The organism is Chelatococcus sp. GCM10030263 (assembly GCF_042666455.1).
In the GTDB taxonomy this organism is placed as follows: domain Bacteria; phylum Pseudomonadota; class Alphaproteobacteria; order Rhizobiales; family Beijerinckiaceae; genus Chelatococcus.
This window is the reverse complement of record NZ_JBHTDB010000004.1, coordinates 194,928-210,824: the sequence shown is the minus strand read 5'-3', so window position 1 is coordinate 210,824 and position 15,897 is coordinate 194,928. Positions and strand designations below refer to the sequence as shown.

Sequence of the window (15,897 nt, the reverse complement as noted above, 5' to 3'; positions counted from 1 at the left end):
TCCCTCCATGGCTTCATCCCGCAAAGTCATCATCACCTGCGCCGTCACCGGCGCCATTCACACGCCGTCCATGTCGCCGCACCTGCCGGTCCGCGCGCAGGACATCGCGGAGGCCGCGCTCGGCGCGGCCGAGGCGGGCGCCGCCATCGTCCATCTCCATGCGCGCGATCCCGAGACCGGCAAGCCCGACCAGCGGCCCGAGGCCTTTGCCCCGTTCCTCAAGGTCATCAAGCAGCGCTCGAACGTCGTCATCAACCTGACCACGGGCGGCGCGCCCTGGATGCGGGTGGAAGAGCGGGTCAAACCGGCGGAGGTCTTCAAGCCGGAGGTGGCCTCGCTCAACATGGGCTCGATGAACTTCGGCCTGTTCCCGATGCTGGGCCGTTTCCAGGATTTCGCCCATGATTGGGAGCGGGAGCATCTCGAAGGATCGCGCGATCTCATCTTCCGCAATACCTTCAAAGACATCGAATTTGTCCTCAAGACGCTCGGCGAGGCCGGCACGCGCTTCGAGTTCGAGTGCTACGACGTAGGCCATCTCTACAATCTCGCTCATTTCCTGGAGCGCGGCCTGGTGAAGCCGCCGCTCTTCGTGCAGACGGTGTTCGGCATCCTGGGCGGCATCAGCGCCCATCCCGAAGACGTCATGCACATGAAGCGCACGGCGGACAGGCTTTTCGGCGACCAGTACCGCTGGTCCGTGCTCGGCGCCGGGCGTGCCCAGCTCCCGACCGCCGCCATGGCGGCGGCTATGGGCGCGAATGTCCGCGTCGGGCTGGAGGACTCGTTGTGGGCGGGGCCCGGACGTCTCGCCCGATCGAGCGCCGAACAAGTCCAGCTTGCGCGCCAGATCATCGAAGGGTTGGGCCTCGAGATCGCAAGCCCCGATGAAGCGCGGGAGATCCTGGCGCTGAAAGGTGGCGACAAGGTCGCGTTCTGACCATGCAAGCGAACGTGCATCCCGGCCGGCCGGGATGCCACGTGCCGGCTGAGACGAGGGAGAAGAACATGCGCATCGAAGTGCTGGTCGACGTGAAAACCGTGCTCGGCGAGGGGCCGCTGTGGGATGTCGAGGAGGAGCGCCTCTATTGGGTGGACAGCCTGGGCTGCAACGTCTTCCGGGCCGCCGCCGACGGGCGGGAGGTGCGCGCCTGGGACGTGCCGGCGCCGATCGGCTCCATGGCGCTGCGCCGCAAGGGCGGGGCGGTGGTCTCGCTGCAGAGCGGCTTCCACCTCCTCGACTTCAAGACCGGCGATTGCGAATTGATCGTCGACCCTGAGCCGGACACCCCCAAGACACGGCTGAACGACGGCAAGGTGGACAAGCGCGGCCGCTTCGCCTGCGGCTCCATGGACACCATGGAGGAGGGGCCGAACGGTGCCCTCTACCGGCTCGACCCGGACCTCAAGCTCACCAAGCTCGACGACGGCATCATCGTCTCGAACGGGCCGTGCTGGAGCCCGGACGGACGCATCTTCTACTTCGCCGACACCTGGACCGGCGAGATATGGGCCTATGACTACGATCTCGACACGGGCAGCGTGTCCAACAGGCGCACCTTCACCAAGGTGGATACCTCGCGCGGCGGCGCGGCGGACGGCGCGACGGTGGACGCCGAGGGCTTTCTATGGAACGCGCTCGTTTATGACGGCAGGCTCGTGCGCTACGCGCCGGACGGGTCGGTCGACCGTATCATCGAGATGCCGGTGAAGAAGGTGACGAGCGTCATGTTCGGCGGACCGAACCTCGACATTCTCTATGTCACGTCCATGGCGAAGCCGCCCCTGCCGCGTTTTCCCGGCGACGGCGTCCAGCGCGGCAGCCTATTCGCCATCTATGACCTCGGCATCCGCGGCGTGCCGGAGCCGCGTTTCGCGGGCTGATCTGCCCAGTGGCAGCTGGCGACGAGCTCGTCCATGGTGATCTCGGCACGGCCGCGCCGTCGCTCGCGGCCGGGCGCGACATGGCGGGATCGACAGCTTCGCGCCGATATTTGGCCAACTGCGCATTCACGCGCGCAACCGGCCGGACTGCGTGGCGCGCTGCACACGCTCCGTCTTGATTGCCACTTCTTCCGACGCTATATAGCGTCAGTCAGACCGTCGTCAGAAACAGGAGGTTGCGATGGGCTTGGTCCAATATGCGGACAGCGGCTTCTTTGCACCCCGCAAGATTGCCGAGGTGCTGCGCACCACGAGCGAGGAAGTGGCCCGCACAGCGGGGCTGGGGCGGGATGCCGTGCAGCGCAAAGAACGCGTCCGTTCCGATAAGACCCAGCGGAAGCTTCGCGAGATGGTCGAGATCATCAACAAGGTGGAGCCCCGCTTCGGCTCTGCACTGATGGCCTATGCCTGGTATCGTTCCGAACCCTTGCCCGGCTTTTCAGGCCAGACCGCAATGCAATTGGTGCGCGGCGGCCGTGCCGACGAGGTGCTGGACTATATCGATGCGGTCGATGCGGGCGTCCACGCCTGACATCGCCCATGCTCTATCGTGGCCCGCTCTATCGCGCCCTCAACCCCATCTATGCGCGTGAGCCCTTGTCCGGCCGCGGTGCGGCGCTCTACGGAGGCCGTTTCAATCCGAAGGGCATGATGGCGCTCTATGCGTCGCTTTCGGTGATGACCGCCCTGCGGGAGGCCAACCAGGTCGGCAGCTTCCAGCCGACGACGCTCGTGTCCTACGATGCGGAGATCGACGGCGTCTTCGACAGCCGCGACGAAGCTATGCTTCAGGCCGAGGGATTGGACTCGGACGTGCTCGCCGATGCCACCTGGCGCGACCAGATGAAGGCCGAGGGTGAGGCGAGGACGCAGGCCCTTGCCCGCCGTCTGATCGCCAAAGGCTATCGTGCGATGCTGGTGCGGAGCTTCGCGCCGGGCTCGGCCAACACCGACTTCAACTTGGTGCTGTGGCAGTGGGGTGACGCGGCCCCCGCGAGGCTCACACTCATCGACGATGAAAACCGGCTGTCGCGATAGATCCTGCTGCGGGTCGTTACCGATCGTCGCTACCGGATGGCCTCTGTCGTGGCGAGCACGAGAGTTGCCATCCCGCGCAATCGGGCAGATGGATGCCCCCAAAAGACGGTTGTTAACCATTCGGCTGGTGAAGGCGTCGGATCGCGTAAGACATCTTATGGAACTAAGATAGGCGGCAATCTGACCTCGAGAGGATAGCACGCTCAATCCATAAGGTCGTTCTAATTTCATCGGCTTTTGAAGCTGCATCGCGGCTCACTGCCTTTACAGGAGCATGGAGCTTGGCGTGTTCGGCCAGCGCCCGCTCGGGGCATCAAGCACTTGCGCGGCTTCGTCGCGCCAATCAGCGCGAACACTCACCGTGTCTGTCCAAAAGAAGGCGGCGCTTCGCCCATTGAGGGAGGCAAGGGCGTATTTGCAAGGACGTGCGGGCCAGCGATCCTCAATGCGTGTAATCCGTGCCGGAGAGCGGCCCCATGAACGCCATCCACTTCCCCGATCAGCGCCTGCCCGTCACCGTGCTGTCGGGCTTTCTGGGCTCGGGCAAGACGACGCTTCTCAATCATGTCCTCCTCAATCGTCAGGGGCTCAGGGTCGCCGTCATCGTGAACGACATGAGCGAGATCAATATCGATGCCGCCCTCGTTCGCGACGGCGGCGTCGATCTCTCGCGCACCAACGAGACGCTGGTCGAGATGACGAACGGGTGCATCTGCTGCACGCTACGCGACGATCTGCTCAATGAGGTGCGGAAGCTCGCCCGCGAGCGGCGTTTCGACTACCTCCTCATCGAGGCCACCGGCATCGCCGAGCCCCTGCCGATCGCCGCGACATTCTCGTTCCGTGACGCGACCGGAGCCGCGCTGGCGGACGTTGCGCGCCTGGATACCATGGTGACCATCGTCGATGCCATGAACATTGCGCGCGACTTCGGCAGTCGCGACACCCTGCGCGACCGTGGGCAGGATGCGGGCGACCAGGACGAGCGCACGCTCACCGATCTTCTCACCGAGCAGATCGAATTCGCCGATGTCATTGTCGTGAATAAGACTTCTGAAGTATCGGCAGAAGAACAGGAAGACGTCCGTCACATCATTCGCGCGCTCAATGTGGACGCACGCCTCATCGAAACGGATTTCAGCCGTGTGCCGCTGAGGGCGGTTCTCGGCACCCGGCTTTTCGACGAGGCCAAAGCCTCGAGCCACCGGCTCTGGTTCAAGGAGCTCTATGGGGGCGGCCATGTGCCGGAGACGGAGGAATACGGCATCAAGAGCTTCGTCTACCGGGCACGCCCGCCGTTCGATCCGGAGGCTTTCAACGCTTTCCTGGCCCGGGATTGGCCCGGCCTGATCCGCGCCAAGGGGCATTTCTGGCTCGCCACTCGCCCGCAATGGGCCGGGCAGTTGTCGATCGCCGGCCGCCAGTGCCGCGCGGACGGCCGCGGTCTCTGGTGGGCGGCCGTGCCGCCAGCCCGTTGGCCCCGCCATCCAGAGTTCCGCAACCGGCTCGCACAGAGTTGGCGCCCGCCTTGGGGTGACAGGCGACAGGAGATCGTCTTCATCGGCGCAGGGCTCGATGAGCGGGCGATCCGGGAAAGCCTCGACGCATGCCTCGTTATCGGCCCGTCCGAGCCGGCCGTCCCTGGCGGGCTCCGCGACCCCTTCCCGGCCTGGGTCCTTCCGGGCTCCGCGTGAGCAGCCAGTGGTAATCCGTTCTTCCTTCGGGCATCGACCGTCCGGAGTAGTCACCTACCACCAAGGAGCCGCGCCCTCTCCGAAGAAGGTTGCCGTGGGTGAATAGCCGAAGCGGTGCAATCGCGCGATCCTGCTCATCGCGATTTCAAGACAGGCTGGACGGCCAGGGGCTGCGATGGACGCCAGGATCAACAAACGTCGCGACATCTTCGACGGGTTCGAGACAACGGGCACACTGACCGGCTTTGCCCTGGGGGTAGGCCTTTGGGCCCTCACCACCGCTAAGTCGGACGCGCGCGGTAGCGACGCTCACGAGCGGCTGGAAGGGCCTGCGGATCCACTCCCCGGCGGCGGCGCGTTGGCGGGCGTCAGCCTCGCCGGCCCGACCGCCCCTGCCCCGACCGTCGAGGACGTTGCGCCGGCGGCGCCCGCGACCGGAGACGGAACCGCCGACATCGGAGCGGAGCCGTTCCAGACTGCGGCAGCGGAGGTCAGCTCGGGAGCGACCACGACCTCGTCGCCGAGCGAAGCCGTTTATCTGCAGCGCGCCGTGCAAGCGAGGGGATCATCGTCCGCGCCGGGCTCTCCCACGGTCACCTCCTTCGTCATCGAGCAGATCCACCCCGTCTTGCCGGTGCCGAAGATCATCTCCTCCGCGACGCAGCACTTGCCGCTGCCTTCGATCGCGCCGATGGCGATGACATCCACCTCGACCGGCATCATGTCCACCGCCGGGGCCGGCACCGCCCAGATGGCGGCCCCCTCCTCCGCCGGGCCCGCCCCGGTCTCTACCCAGTCCACCTCGACCAGCGGGCTTGCGGCCGCCTCCGACCCGACGACCCAGGCCCTGGAGGCGAACGAGCTCAACCCGATCGTCCTCGAAAACATGAAGGCGGGGAACCCGAAGAGCGAATGGGGCCTCCCCAATGGTGTCGGCGATGCCAATATTCAGGGCTTCGCGACCGAGACCAGCGTCAATCATGGACAGACGATCGACTTCAAGATCGCAACGGATTCCACGAATTACCGCATCGACATTTATCGCCTCGGCTATTACGGCGGCGACGGCGCGCGTAAGGTCGACACCATCGAAATGGACCTCACGTCGGCGCAGGTGCAGCCGCATCCGATTGTCGACTATTCACTGGGCCTCATCGATTGCGGCAACTGGTCGGTGTCGGCGAGCTGGGAGGTCCCGCCGGACGCGGTGTCGGGGGTCTATTTCGCCAAGCTCGTGCGGGAGGATGGCACTTCCGGGGAGAACATCATCCCCTTCGTCGTGCGCAACGACCAGGCGCCGAGCGACATCACCTTCCAGACCTCGGATACAACTTGGCAGGCCTATAACGCCTGGGGCGGCGCGAGCCTCTATTACGGCGAGGTGCCTACCAATCCCGAGGACATGATCGCCTATATGCCGCCGAACTGCAGCTGCGGCCTCACCGCGATCGGGCGCGCCTATGCGGTGAGCTACAATCGTCCGTATATCACGACTTCAAGCCCGATCGGCGGTCCGCAGGACTTCATCTTCGGCGTCGAATCGGCCGCGATCAGCTGGCTCGAGCAGAACGGCTACGACGTCAACTATATCTCCGGCATCGATGCCACCCGCGATGGGTCGCAGCTCCTCAACAGCAAGATCTTCCTTTCTGTCGGGCATGACGAATACTGGTCCGCGGAACAGCGCGCCAATGTCGAGGCGGCGCGTGACGCAGGCGTCAACCTCGCCTTCTGGAGCGGCAACGAGGTCTATTGGAAGGTGCGTTGGGAGACGAGCATCGACGGCAGCGGCACGCCCTACCGCACGATGGTCTGCTACAAGGAAACCTGGGCGGGCACGAGTATCGACCCGAGCTCGATCGGCACCGGCACGTGGCGCGACCCGCGCTTTGCCGACCCCGGACAGGAACCGGAGAATTCGCTGACCGGAACCATGTTCACGGTCGATTCCTACCGGCTCGATACGATCACTATTCCTTACGATTACTCGAACCTGCGCTTCTGGCGGAATACCGACATCGCCGAACTGGACCCCGGGCAAACAGGCTCGCTCGTCCAGAATCTCCTCGGCTATGAATGGGACTCGGATGTCGACAACGGCTTCCGCCCCGCCGGGCTGATCAATCTGTCGCTGTCGAACGTCTCGGTGAACACCTATCTGCGCGACTACGGCACGACGGTCGGTCCGGCCGATGTCAGCCACAGCCTCACCATGTACCGCGCCGAAAGCGGCGCCCTGGTCTTCGGGGCCGGCACGGTCTACTGGTCGTGGGGGCTGTCCGACAATCACGATTTGGAGCCGACCCCGACCGACCCGAATGTCCAGCAGGCGATGGTCAATCTCTTCGCCGACATGGGCGTTCAGCCGCAGTCGCTGATGGCGAGCCTCGTGCTCGCGACGCAATCGACGGATTTCACGGCGCCCGTCTCGACGATCACATCGCCCACCATCGGCGCCTCGCTCGTCGAAGGTCAGCGCGTGACGATCACCGGAACGGCGAGCGATGGTGGCGGCGGACTGGTCGCCGGCATCGAGGTGTCGACGGACGGCGGCGAGACCTGGCACAAGGCGAATGGCCGCGAGACCTGGAGCTACAGCTGGATCGCCCAGGCGAGCGCCAGCTACACGATCATGTCGCGGGCCGCCGACGACAGCCTCAACCTCGAAACGCCGGGTGCCGGCCGCACAATCACGGTGACACCCGACCCGACCGACAGCATCTGGAGCCTCGCCGACGCGCCGGCGAACGAGATCGCGGCGATCGACCGGAACCCGGTCGAGCTCGGCGTCAGCTTCACGGCCGCAACCGCCGGCACGATCACCGGCATTCGTTTCTATAAAGGCTTCTACAACCAGGGCGCGCATTCCGCCCATCTATGGACGGCTTCCGGCACGCTTCTCGCGACCGCCACCTTCACCAACGAGACGCTGAGCGGCTGGCAGATCGTGACCTTCGACACGCCCGTGGCGATCACGGCCGGCACGACCTATCTCGCGTCCTACCACTCCACCGGCTTCTATTCCTCGGACGTGGGCTATTTCACGACCCCACATACGAGCGGCCTTTTGACGGCGACCAGCGGCGTCTTCGGCTACGGGCCGTCGGGCACCTTCCCCGGCTCCAGCTACGAAGCGAATTACTGGGTCGACGTCATGTTCATGCCGGAGGCGAACGGGGTGCCGGTCGCGACGGACGACGACGGCTTCACGACGGCGCGCAACGCCCCGCTCGCCATCGAGGCCGCGACCCTGCTCGCCAACGACACCGACCCGAACGGCGAGCCGCTCGCCATCACCGGCGTCGGCAATGCCGTGAACGGCAGCGTCAGCTTCGATGCGCAGACGAAGCGGGTGATCTTCACGCCGACGAGCAACTACAGCGGCGCCGCCAGCTTCACCTATACGGTGTCCGACGGGCGCGGCGGCACCGCTTCCGCCACGGTCGACCTCACCGTCAACCCGGCGGGCGTGGGGCTGAGCCTGTTCTCATCGACCGATTTGCCCGCCGCGATCACCGTCGCCGATACCAACCCCGTCGAGCTCGGTGTCAAATTCGTCGCTGCGAACAACGGCACCATAACCGGCATCCGCTTCTACAAGGGGCCTGACAACACAGGCCCGCATACCGCCAATCTCTGGACGTCGACGGGGACCCTGCTCGCCACGGCGAGTTTCACTGACGAGACGCCGAGCGGCTGGCAGACGGTGACCTTCGCCAATCCCGTCGCCGTCACGGCGGGACTGACCTATGTGGCGTCCTACCACACGAACGGCTTCTATTCGGTCGATTCCGGCTACTTCAACACACCCCACAGCAACGGGCCTTTGACGGCGCCGGCGAGCGGGAGTTCCGGCGGCAACGGCGTCTTCGCCTATGGCAGCACGAGCCAGTTCCCGACGGAGAGCTACAACGGCTCGAACTACTGGGTGGACGTGCTCTACAACCAGGGGAGCGGCGCCAACCAGCAACCCGTCGCCAATAACGACAGCGGCTTTACGACGAACCAGAACACGCCGATCGTCATCTCGGCCGCGACGCTCGTCGCCAACGACAGCGATCCCGACGGCGATCTCCTGACGGTCACGGGCGTGAGCAATGCGACGAACGGCACCGTGAGCTTCGACGCCCAGGCGAACACCGTCACCTTTACGCCGACGAATGGTTATGCCGGGCCGGCGACATTCAACTATTCCGTCTCCGACGGGCGCCAGGGCAACGCGACAGCTCAGGTGGCGCTCAATGTCACTGCCCCACCCGCCGGCGAGAGCCTCTTCTCAGCCGGGACGCCGCCGGGCGTCATCGTGGCGAACGACCCCAATTCGGTCGAGCTCGGCATGAAGTTCCAGTCCGACGTCGCGGGCACGATCACCGGCATTCGATACTACAAGAGCGCGGACGACACCGGCCCGCATGTCGCCAATCTCTGGACAGCGACGGGCACGCTTATCACGAGCGCAACCTTCCAGAACGAAACCGCAAGCGGCTGGCAAACCGTCTCGCTCGCCGAGCCCGTCGCGATCGAGGCCAATACGACCTACATCGTCTCCTATCACAGCAACGGCTACTACGCGGCGACGGACAATTTCTTCACGAACGCAGTCACCAACGGCAGCCATCTGACGGCGCCCGCGAGTGGCGCTTCCGGCGGCAACGGCGTCTACGCCTATGGCTCCGGCAGCAGCTTCCCGACCGACACCTTCAACGCCAGCAACTACTGGGTCGACGTCATCTTCAACGGCCAGCTCGCGGCCTAAGGGGGCACCATGCAACAGGACATCTACGCCGATGGTATCGGCGAAATCACCGTCACCGGAACGATCGTGCGCATCGATTTCGTGAGCCTGTCGGCGACCGAACGCGACGCCAACAACAATCCGAAGAGCATCTTCCGCCAGCGGGTCGTGATGCCGGTCGACTCCTTCGCCAATGCGGCCGAGCTCATGCAGAAGGTGCTCGCCGGTCTCGTCGAGGCGGGCGCGGTGCGCCGCAACGGGCCGCTGCCGGCGGACCCGGCCCTTGAGCCTGCTCCGCCTGCCCGGGCCGAGCACCGCTCCAACGGCTCACCTAATTTCGGTTAGCGGCCTGCGATGATGCGGCCCCGCCTCGATCCGTTCCGCGCAGCAAGACGGCAGCCTGTGGTCCGAGCTACGAGATTGCGAACGGCACCATGAGCCCCCAACCGCAGACCGGTCTCGAATGCCTCGCCGTGGTGGCGCGCCATCACGGCTTCGATCTTTCGGCCGGCACCCTCGCCCAGACCCATGCCATCGGCAACGAAGCCGTGACGGTGGCGCTGATGGTGCGCATGGCGCGTGAGGCCGGCCTCAAGGCCCGCCCCACGCGCCTCGACTGGGCGGGCCTTGCCCATCTCGGCGAGGCCTTTCCGGCGCTCGCCCGTCTCGACAACGGCAATTGGGTGGTGGTGGTCGGCCTCGCCCAGGCCGGTGACGCCGAGGGGGTCCGGGTGATGGATCCGCTCGCCGCCCCCGGCGAGCCGATCGTCGTCACGCGGGAACGGTTCGAGGCCCGATGGCGCGGCGAACTCGTCCTCGCCAAGCGCAGCTACCGGGTCAGCGACCCCGACCAGCCTTTCGGGCTACGCTGGTTCGTCCCGGAGATCATGCGCCAGCGCCGGTTCTTCGTGGATGTGGCGATTGCGGCCGTGCTCCTCTATGCGCTCGGCCTGGCCACCCCGATCTTCTTCCAGCTCGTCATCGACAAGGTGCTGGTGCACCAGAGCTCGGCGACGCTCGCCGTTCTCACGGTCGGCATCGGGATCGCGCTCCTGTTCGATGCGATCTTCGTCTTCCTGCGGCGCTATCTCCTGCTTTACGCCACCAACAAGATCGACATCCGGATCTCGACCCGCACCTTCGGCCATCTTCTGAGCCTGCCGATCACCTTCTTCGAGCAGGCCTCGGCCGGAACGCTCGTCAAGCATATGCAGCAGGGCGGGCGTATCCGCGAGTTCCTGACGGGGCGCCTCTTCCTGACGCTCATCGACGGCCTGTCGCTCTTCGTCTTCCTGCCGATTCTCTTCCTCTACAGCGTTCCGCTGACGCTCGTGGTCGTCGGCTTCAGCGCCCTCGTGGCGCTCGTCGTCGCCTGTCTCATCCGCCCCTTCCGGAGCCGTCTCGCCGCGCTCTACGAGGCGGAGGCGGCGCGCCAGGCCCTCCTCGTCGAAACCGTGCATGGCATGCGCACGGTCAAGGCGCTCGCCATGGAACCGCTGCAGCGCCGCATCTGGGACGACCGCTCGGCGCAGAGCGTGACGACCCGCTTCGAAGTCGAGACGATCTCGACCAGCGCGCAATCGGTGATCGGCCTTCTGGAAAAGCTCATGAGCGTCGCCGTCATCGGTCTCGGGGCGATCAGCGTGTTCGACGGCCACATGACGGTCGGCGCCCTCGTCGCCTTCAACATGCTCGCCGGTCGCGTCAGTGGGCCGCTCGTGCAGATGGTCAACATGGTCCAGGACTACCAGGAGGTAGCGTTGTCGGTGCGCATGCTCGGCAATGTCATGGGCCGGCGTGCCGAGCGCGACGGACGGCTCTCCGGGTTGCGGCCGCCGATCAGGGGCGAGATCGCCTTCGAGAATGTCTCGTTTCGCTATGGGCCGGATGGCGCGCCGGCGCTCGACGATGTGTCCTTCGTCGTCCCGGCCGGCAGCATCTTCGGCATCGTCGGGCGCAGCGGCTCGGGCAAGACGACCGTCACGCGCCTTCTTCAAGGCCTCTATCCCATCCAGCAGGGTCTGGTGCGCATCGACGGCGTCGACGCCCGCGAACTCGACCTGCTGCACCTTCGCAAGAGCATCGGCGTCGTGCTGCAGGACAGCTTCCTGTTCCGCGGCACGATCCGCGACAATATCGCCGCAGCCAAGCCGGAGGCGAGCCTCGACGATATCGCGCGGGCGGCGCGCCAGGCAGGCGCCGACGAGTTCATCGAGCGCCTGCCGCGCGGCTTCGACACCATGCTCGAAGAGAATGCCGAGAACCTCTCCGGCGGCCAGCGGCAGCGGCTCGCCATCGCCCGCGCACTCGTCTCCGATCCGCGGCTTCTCATCCTCGATGAGGCGACCAGCGCGCTCGATCCGGAAAGCGAAGCCATCATTCGCCGAAGCCTGCATACCATCGCCGCCGGGCGCACCGTCATCATCGTCTCGCATCGCCTGTCCACGCTGGTGGACGCGAACGCGATTATGGTCATCGACCGCGGGCGGATCTGCGATCTCGACAGGCACGACCAGCTCCTGTCGCGCTGCACGACCTACCGGCAGCTCTGGAACCAGCAGATGAGGCTGACGGCATGAGGACAGGCCGCAAGCCCCAAGCGGAAAGCGCGCCGACCCGCCGGCCTTCGGCGGAGGTCGTCGCGCTGCCCACGGCACGGCGAGCCGTCGTCAGCGAGTTTCAGTCCGACGCCGTCGAGATCGAGGAGCGGCCGCCGCCGCGGCTCGCGCGGCTGATGCTCTATGCCATCGCCGGTCTGATTGCTGCGGCCGTTACCTGGGCGTCGCTGTCGCGGGTCGATGAAGTCGCCGTCGCGACCGGCAAGCTGGTCACCACCCAGCCTAACCTCGTGGTACAGCCGCTTGAAACGTCGGTGATCCGCACGATCGATGTGGCGATCGGGGATACGGTGCATGCCGGCGACGTGCTCGCCACGCTCGATACCACCTTCACGCAATCGGATGTCGAACAGCTCCGGAGCAAGGTCGCGACCATCGATGCCGAGATCGCGCGGCTCGAAGCCGAACTTGCCGGGAAGGACTTTGAACTTCTGGCGGATGCAGCCTCCCCCTCCGCCGCCACGCAGGCGCGGCTCTTTGCGCAGCGCAAGGCTTTTCGCGACGCCAAGCTCAAGGACTTCGCTACGCGCATTGCCCAGGCCGAGGCGACGCTCGCCACATCGCAGGCCGAGGAGGCGGTTCTCGTGAAGCGGCTCGCTACGGTGCGCGAGATCGAGGCGATGCGCAACACGCTGATGCAGAACCAGAACGGTTCGAAGTTGAACTATCTCCAGTCGCTCGACGTGCGCCTCGAGATCGACGCCGCCTTGAGCCGGCTGCGCGGCTCCCAGGTGGAGCTGCAGCACGCCATCGAGAAAGGCGCGACGGAGCGCCAGGCTTTCCTCGAGGAGCTCCGGCGGACCGCCATCGAGGATCTCGTCAAGGCGCGCGACCAGCACAACGGCGCGGCGGAAGAGCTGAAGAAGGCGGAGCTGCGGCGCAGTCTCGTGGTGCTCACCGCCCCCGCAGAAGCCGTCGTCCTCGACATCGCGCAGCGTTCGATCGGCTCTGTCGTGCGCGAGGCGGAACCCTTGTTCACGCTCGTGCCGCTCCACGTCCCGATCGAGGCCGAGATGTCCATCGAAGCCAAGGACATCGGCCATGTCACCGTGGGCGATTCCGTCAGGATCAAGCTCGACGCCTTCCCCTTCCAGAAACACGGCACCATAAGCGGGACGCTGCGCACGATCAGCCGGGATGCCTTCTCCACGCCCCACGGCGCCGACAAGCAAGAGGCCGGTCCGCTCATCTACAGGGCTCGCGTCGCCCTGACGAATACGCAGCTGCGGTCCGCCCCGTCCTCGTTCCGCATCATCCCCGGCATGAACCTGACCGGCGAGATCAAGGTCGGCCAGCGCAGCGTGATCTCCTATTTCCTTTATCCTCTGCTGCGCGGCCTGGACGAGAGCATCCGCGAGCCGTAGAGCGTCTCTGAAAGACCGTGCTACGAAGGCTGAGCGTGCTTGCGGCGCAGATCTCTTACGGCAAGCCACACCGCGGAAACCAGGAAGTAGAAGGCGCCCACGGCGGCATAGCCGGCCACGCTCGTGATCGATGGAGGCGTTAGCATCCGGGACTGCACGATGAAGAAGGCGCCCGCCAGCGCGGATTGAGCGCCGCTCAAGACCATCGCCCATTGCGCGCCGTAGCTTTTCCAGCGGCGCAGGGCGGTGCCGAGCTGAAGCAGCCCCGAGAGAATGGCCCAGGCGCCGAACACTGCGAGCACCCAGTTCATGCTCATCTGCAGCGCTACGATCACGGCAAGTGTCGTCGCGACACTGACCACGACATTGATGCTCTGCGTGCGGTTCTGCGCCAGCCCACCGCTGCGCGACCCATCAAGATAGTTCGCCGCAGCGTCCCACGCGGGATAGGCGACGAGCAAGATGGCCGCGAGCGTCGGGAAGTGCTGACCCACCGTGAAGGCAGCAGCCACCCAGACGACTGAAACAGCCGCACGGAGGAAGTAGTAGATCTTCAGCCATTGTTCTTGGCCGGAAAGCACAAAATCGATGTTGTTCTTCGTCATGATCGTGCCTTTCAAATTGTTGGCAGCACAGGAGGGCAGCCGCATCCGGTCGCGGGGCCGCTGGACTCACGCGGACCAGACAGGAGGAAAGTCATACCGCGGTATTCGGTGATTCTGTTCCTTACGCGTCGCTCTTCAAATTAATTCTCGGAAGAACAGCTCTGATGGAAGGGGCCGTGGTTACTCCGCAGACTGCTAGATCCCTGCGTACCATTCGTATCCACGGTCTTCCCAGAAGCCGCCTTTGCCGCCGGCGATCCGGGAAAAGCTGTCCACCAGCTCGATTCGCATGATGTACTTCGCTTGCTTGTACCCGAGCTGCCGTTCCACCCTCAGGCGCAGCGGCGCCCCGTGCCCGACCCTTAGGTCCGCGCCGTTCATCGCATAGGCGAGGATCGTCTGGGGATGGAATGCATCGACCAGGTCGACGCTTTCGTAATAGCGGCCGCTGCCGTCGAGCGTCACCTCGAGCTCATCGGCGCAATGGAACACCGCGAAGCGAGCCGCAGGCTTCAGGCCGACGGAACCAAGAAGAGATCCGAGCGGCACGCCGGTCCATTTGCCGATGGCGCTCCAGCCTTCTACGCAATCGTGGCGGGTGATCTGCGTCCGGGCCGGAAGCCCCTTGAGCTCGGCGAGCGAAAACTCCCGTGGCCGCTCCACTAGCCCGTCGATCTTCAGCGTCCAGGAGGCAAACTTGCCCTCCAGGAGAGCGGCATAGTCGTCGCTGCTCGGCCTGCTCGTGCCATTCACCCGGAAGGAGGGCGAGATATAGGCTTCCGTGAATTCACGTGCGAGCGCGCCGCGCCCGAGCAAGAGGCGCTGGGCCTTCATCGTCAGCGTCTCGGCAGATCGCAGCACGCCGGACACATCTGGGTTCTGCTCGATGGCGTCGCAACCACCGAGCGCGAGCGTGCCCGCACCGACCGTGCCACCGATGATGAAGCGGCGGCGTGTCAACAGTTCTCGGGTCATTCCGCGGACGTCCTTTCCCGGATGGCGTAGCGTCCGGTGATCATCGAGCGCATGTTGTTCCAGGGGCCCGACAGAACGACCATGGCCACGTGGACCAGCACGAAGGCCACCAGCAGAGACGCGGCGATGAAGTGGATCGTCCGCGCGGACTGACGCCCGCCGAACAGGTCGAGAAGCACGGGCACCGCCGCGTCCACACCCGGCGACATCGTCAGCCCGGTGAGAACCATCAGCGGCAGCAGGACACCGATGACGAGGAGATAAGTCAGCTTCTGCAGCGCATTGTAGGTGCGGGCCGCGTCGCCTTCCGGAAAGCGCAGGCGAGCGTGATCGACGATCTCGTGCCAGAGGTGCCGTGCCGACAGCTGGGCGCGTTTCGGCGCGAGGTCTCGGCGAAAGTGTCCGCTCAAAAAACCGTAGACGACATAGGCCAGGCCATTGATCACGAAGAGCCAGGCGAAGAAGAAGTGCCAGCGCCGGCCTTGAGCCAGGTCCTGGAAGGACGGCATCGTGGCCCAGGCCGGGAAGGCGCGCGGCGTCAGCGCGCCATCGACCTTGGAGGCGCCCAGCACGCCGGTCGTGGAGAATGTCGCTGAGCCGAGCCGCAGGAAGCCCCGCAGGCCGCCTTCTCCCTCGGCAGAACCGATGGTGAGAAAGGTGGGATCGCCATCGGCCCCGTACTGGCCCCAGTAGAGCGCGGGATGGGCGTTGAAGATTTGCAGCCCGCTCAAAAGGAGCAAGCTGAGGCACAGGACGTTCAGCCAGTGCATAAGGCGCGTGACGAGCGAATGTCGACGGATCACGACCGCTCGCGTTGCGCGTTGATTATCTCGGCTCGGCTGCTGCTCGGTCATCCTTGGTCCTGTGACGTTGTCTTGCTATTTGGCTGGACCGGCTGAACCATTCGCGAAATTTGCCGCCAGC

13 protein-coding genes are annotated in these 15,897 nt (G+C 65.3%); 10 read left to right on the top strand and 3 right to left on the bottom strand.

What is annotated here, in order from left to right:
• Positions 1–7 precede the first annotated feature (7 nt).
• The 9 genes from ACFQU1_RS10275 (at position 8) to ACFQU1_RS10235 (ending at position 13,393) form a co-directional block, all read left to right on the top strand.
• Complete coding sequence (locus tag ACFQU1_RS10275) at positions 8–940, top strand: 3-keto-5-aminohexanoate cleavage protein (RefSeq protein WP_378132049.1); 933 nt, start codon at positions 8–10, stop codon at positions 938–940.
• A gap of 68 nt (positions 941–1,008) precedes the next feature.
• Positions 1,009–1,884 carry an SMP-30/gluconolactonase/LRE family protein gene (locus tag ACFQU1_RS10270; RefSeq protein ID WP_378132047.1) on the top strand — a complete coding sequence of 292 codons (876 nt, stop codon included), beginning with the start codon at positions 1,009–1,011 and terminating at the stop codon, positions 1,882–1,884.
• Positions 1,885–2,125: 241 nt separating this feature from the next.
• A complete protein-coding gene (locus tag ACFQU1_RS10265; protein WP_378132045.1) occupies positions 2,126–2,476 on the top strand; it encodes an MbcA/ParS/Xre antitoxin family protein in 351 nt (116 codons plus the stop codon).
• Positions 2,477–2,484: 8 nt separating this feature from the next.
• On the top strand, positions 2,485–2,982 hold the full coding sequence (locus tag ACFQU1_RS10260; protein WP_378132043.1) for an RES family NAD+ phosphorylase: 498 nt from the start codon (positions 2,485–2,487) through the stop codon (positions 2,980–2,982).
• 476 nt (positions 2,983–3,458) lie between these two features.
• Positions 3,459–4,676, top strand: a complete 1,218-nt coding sequence (locus ACFQU1_RS10255) for a GTP-binding protein (RefSeq protein WP_378132041.1) — start codon at positions 3,459–3,461, stop codon at positions 4,674–4,676.
• A gap of 175 nt (positions 4,677–4,851) precedes the next feature.
• Positions 4,852–9,432, top strand: a complete 4,581-nt coding sequence (locus tag ACFQU1_RS10250; RefSeq protein ID WP_378132039.1) for a DUF4082 domain-containing protein — start codon at positions 4,852–4,854, stop codon at positions 9,430–9,432.
• Between the two features lie 9 nt (positions 9,433–9,441).
• On the top strand, positions 9,442–9,756 hold the full coding sequence (locus ACFQU1_RS10245) for a hypothetical protein (RefSeq protein ID WP_378132037.1): 315 nt from the start codon (positions 9,442–9,444) through the stop codon (positions 9,754–9,756).
• Between the two features lie 89 nt (positions 9,757–9,845).
• Positions 9,846–11,990, top strand: coding sequence for a peptidase domain-containing ABC transporter (locus tag ACFQU1_RS10240; protein ID WP_378132035.1), 2,145 nt, complete (start codon positions 9,846–9,848; stop codon positions 11,988–11,990).
• Positions 11,987–13,393 carry an HlyD family type I secretion periplasmic adaptor subunit gene (locus tag ACFQU1_RS10235; RefSeq protein ID WP_378132033.1) on the top strand — a complete coding sequence of 469 codons (1,407 nt, stop codon included), beginning with the start codon at positions 11,987–11,989 and terminating at the stop codon, positions 13,391–13,393. Before ACFQU1_RS10240 ends, ACFQU1_RS10235 begins: the two co-directional genes overlap by 4 nt.
• A gap of 20 nt (positions 13,394–13,413) precedes the next feature.
• Here the strand turns inward: ACFQU1_RS10235 and ACFQU1_RS10230 are convergent, their stop codons facing one another.
• Together ACFQU1_RS10230 and ACFQU1_RS10225 are read right to left on the bottom strand one after the other, a co-directional pair.
• Positions 13,414–13,998: a DUF308 domain-containing protein gene (locus ACFQU1_RS10230; protein ID WP_378132031.1), complete on the bottom strand. Its 585-nt coding sequence runs from the start codon at positions 13,996–13,998 to the stop codon at positions 13,414–13,416.
• A 195-nt stretch (positions 13,999–14,193) separates the two neighbouring features.
• The gene (locus tag ACFQU1_RS10225; RefSeq protein ID WP_378132114.1) at positions 14,194–14,679 is read right to left on the bottom strand and encodes a molybdopterin-dependent oxidoreductase; all 486 of its coding nucleotides are present in this window, start codon (positions 14,677–14,679) and stop codon (positions 14,194–14,196) included.
• Between ACFQU1_RS10225 and ACFQU1_RS10220 the strand changes: the two genes are divergently transcribed.
• Positions 14,649–14,783 (top strand): CxxxxCH/CxxCH domain-containing protein, encoded by a 135-nt coding sequence (locus tag ACFQU1_RS10220; protein ID WP_378132112.1) that lies wholly within the window; start codon positions 14,649–14,651, stop codon positions 14,781–14,783. The genes ACFQU1_RS10225 and ACFQU1_RS10220 overlap by 31 nt on opposite strands.
• 186 nt (positions 14,784–14,969) lie before the next feature.
• Here the strand turns inward: ACFQU1_RS10220 and ACFQU1_RS10215 are convergent, their stop codons facing one another.
• Positions 14,970–15,827 (bottom strand): cytochrome b/b6 domain-containing protein, encoded by an 858-nt coding sequence (locus ACFQU1_RS10215; protein WP_378132029.1) that lies wholly within the window; start codon positions 15,825–15,827, stop codon positions 14,970–14,972.
• Positions 15,828–15,897 lie beyond the last annotated feature (70 nt).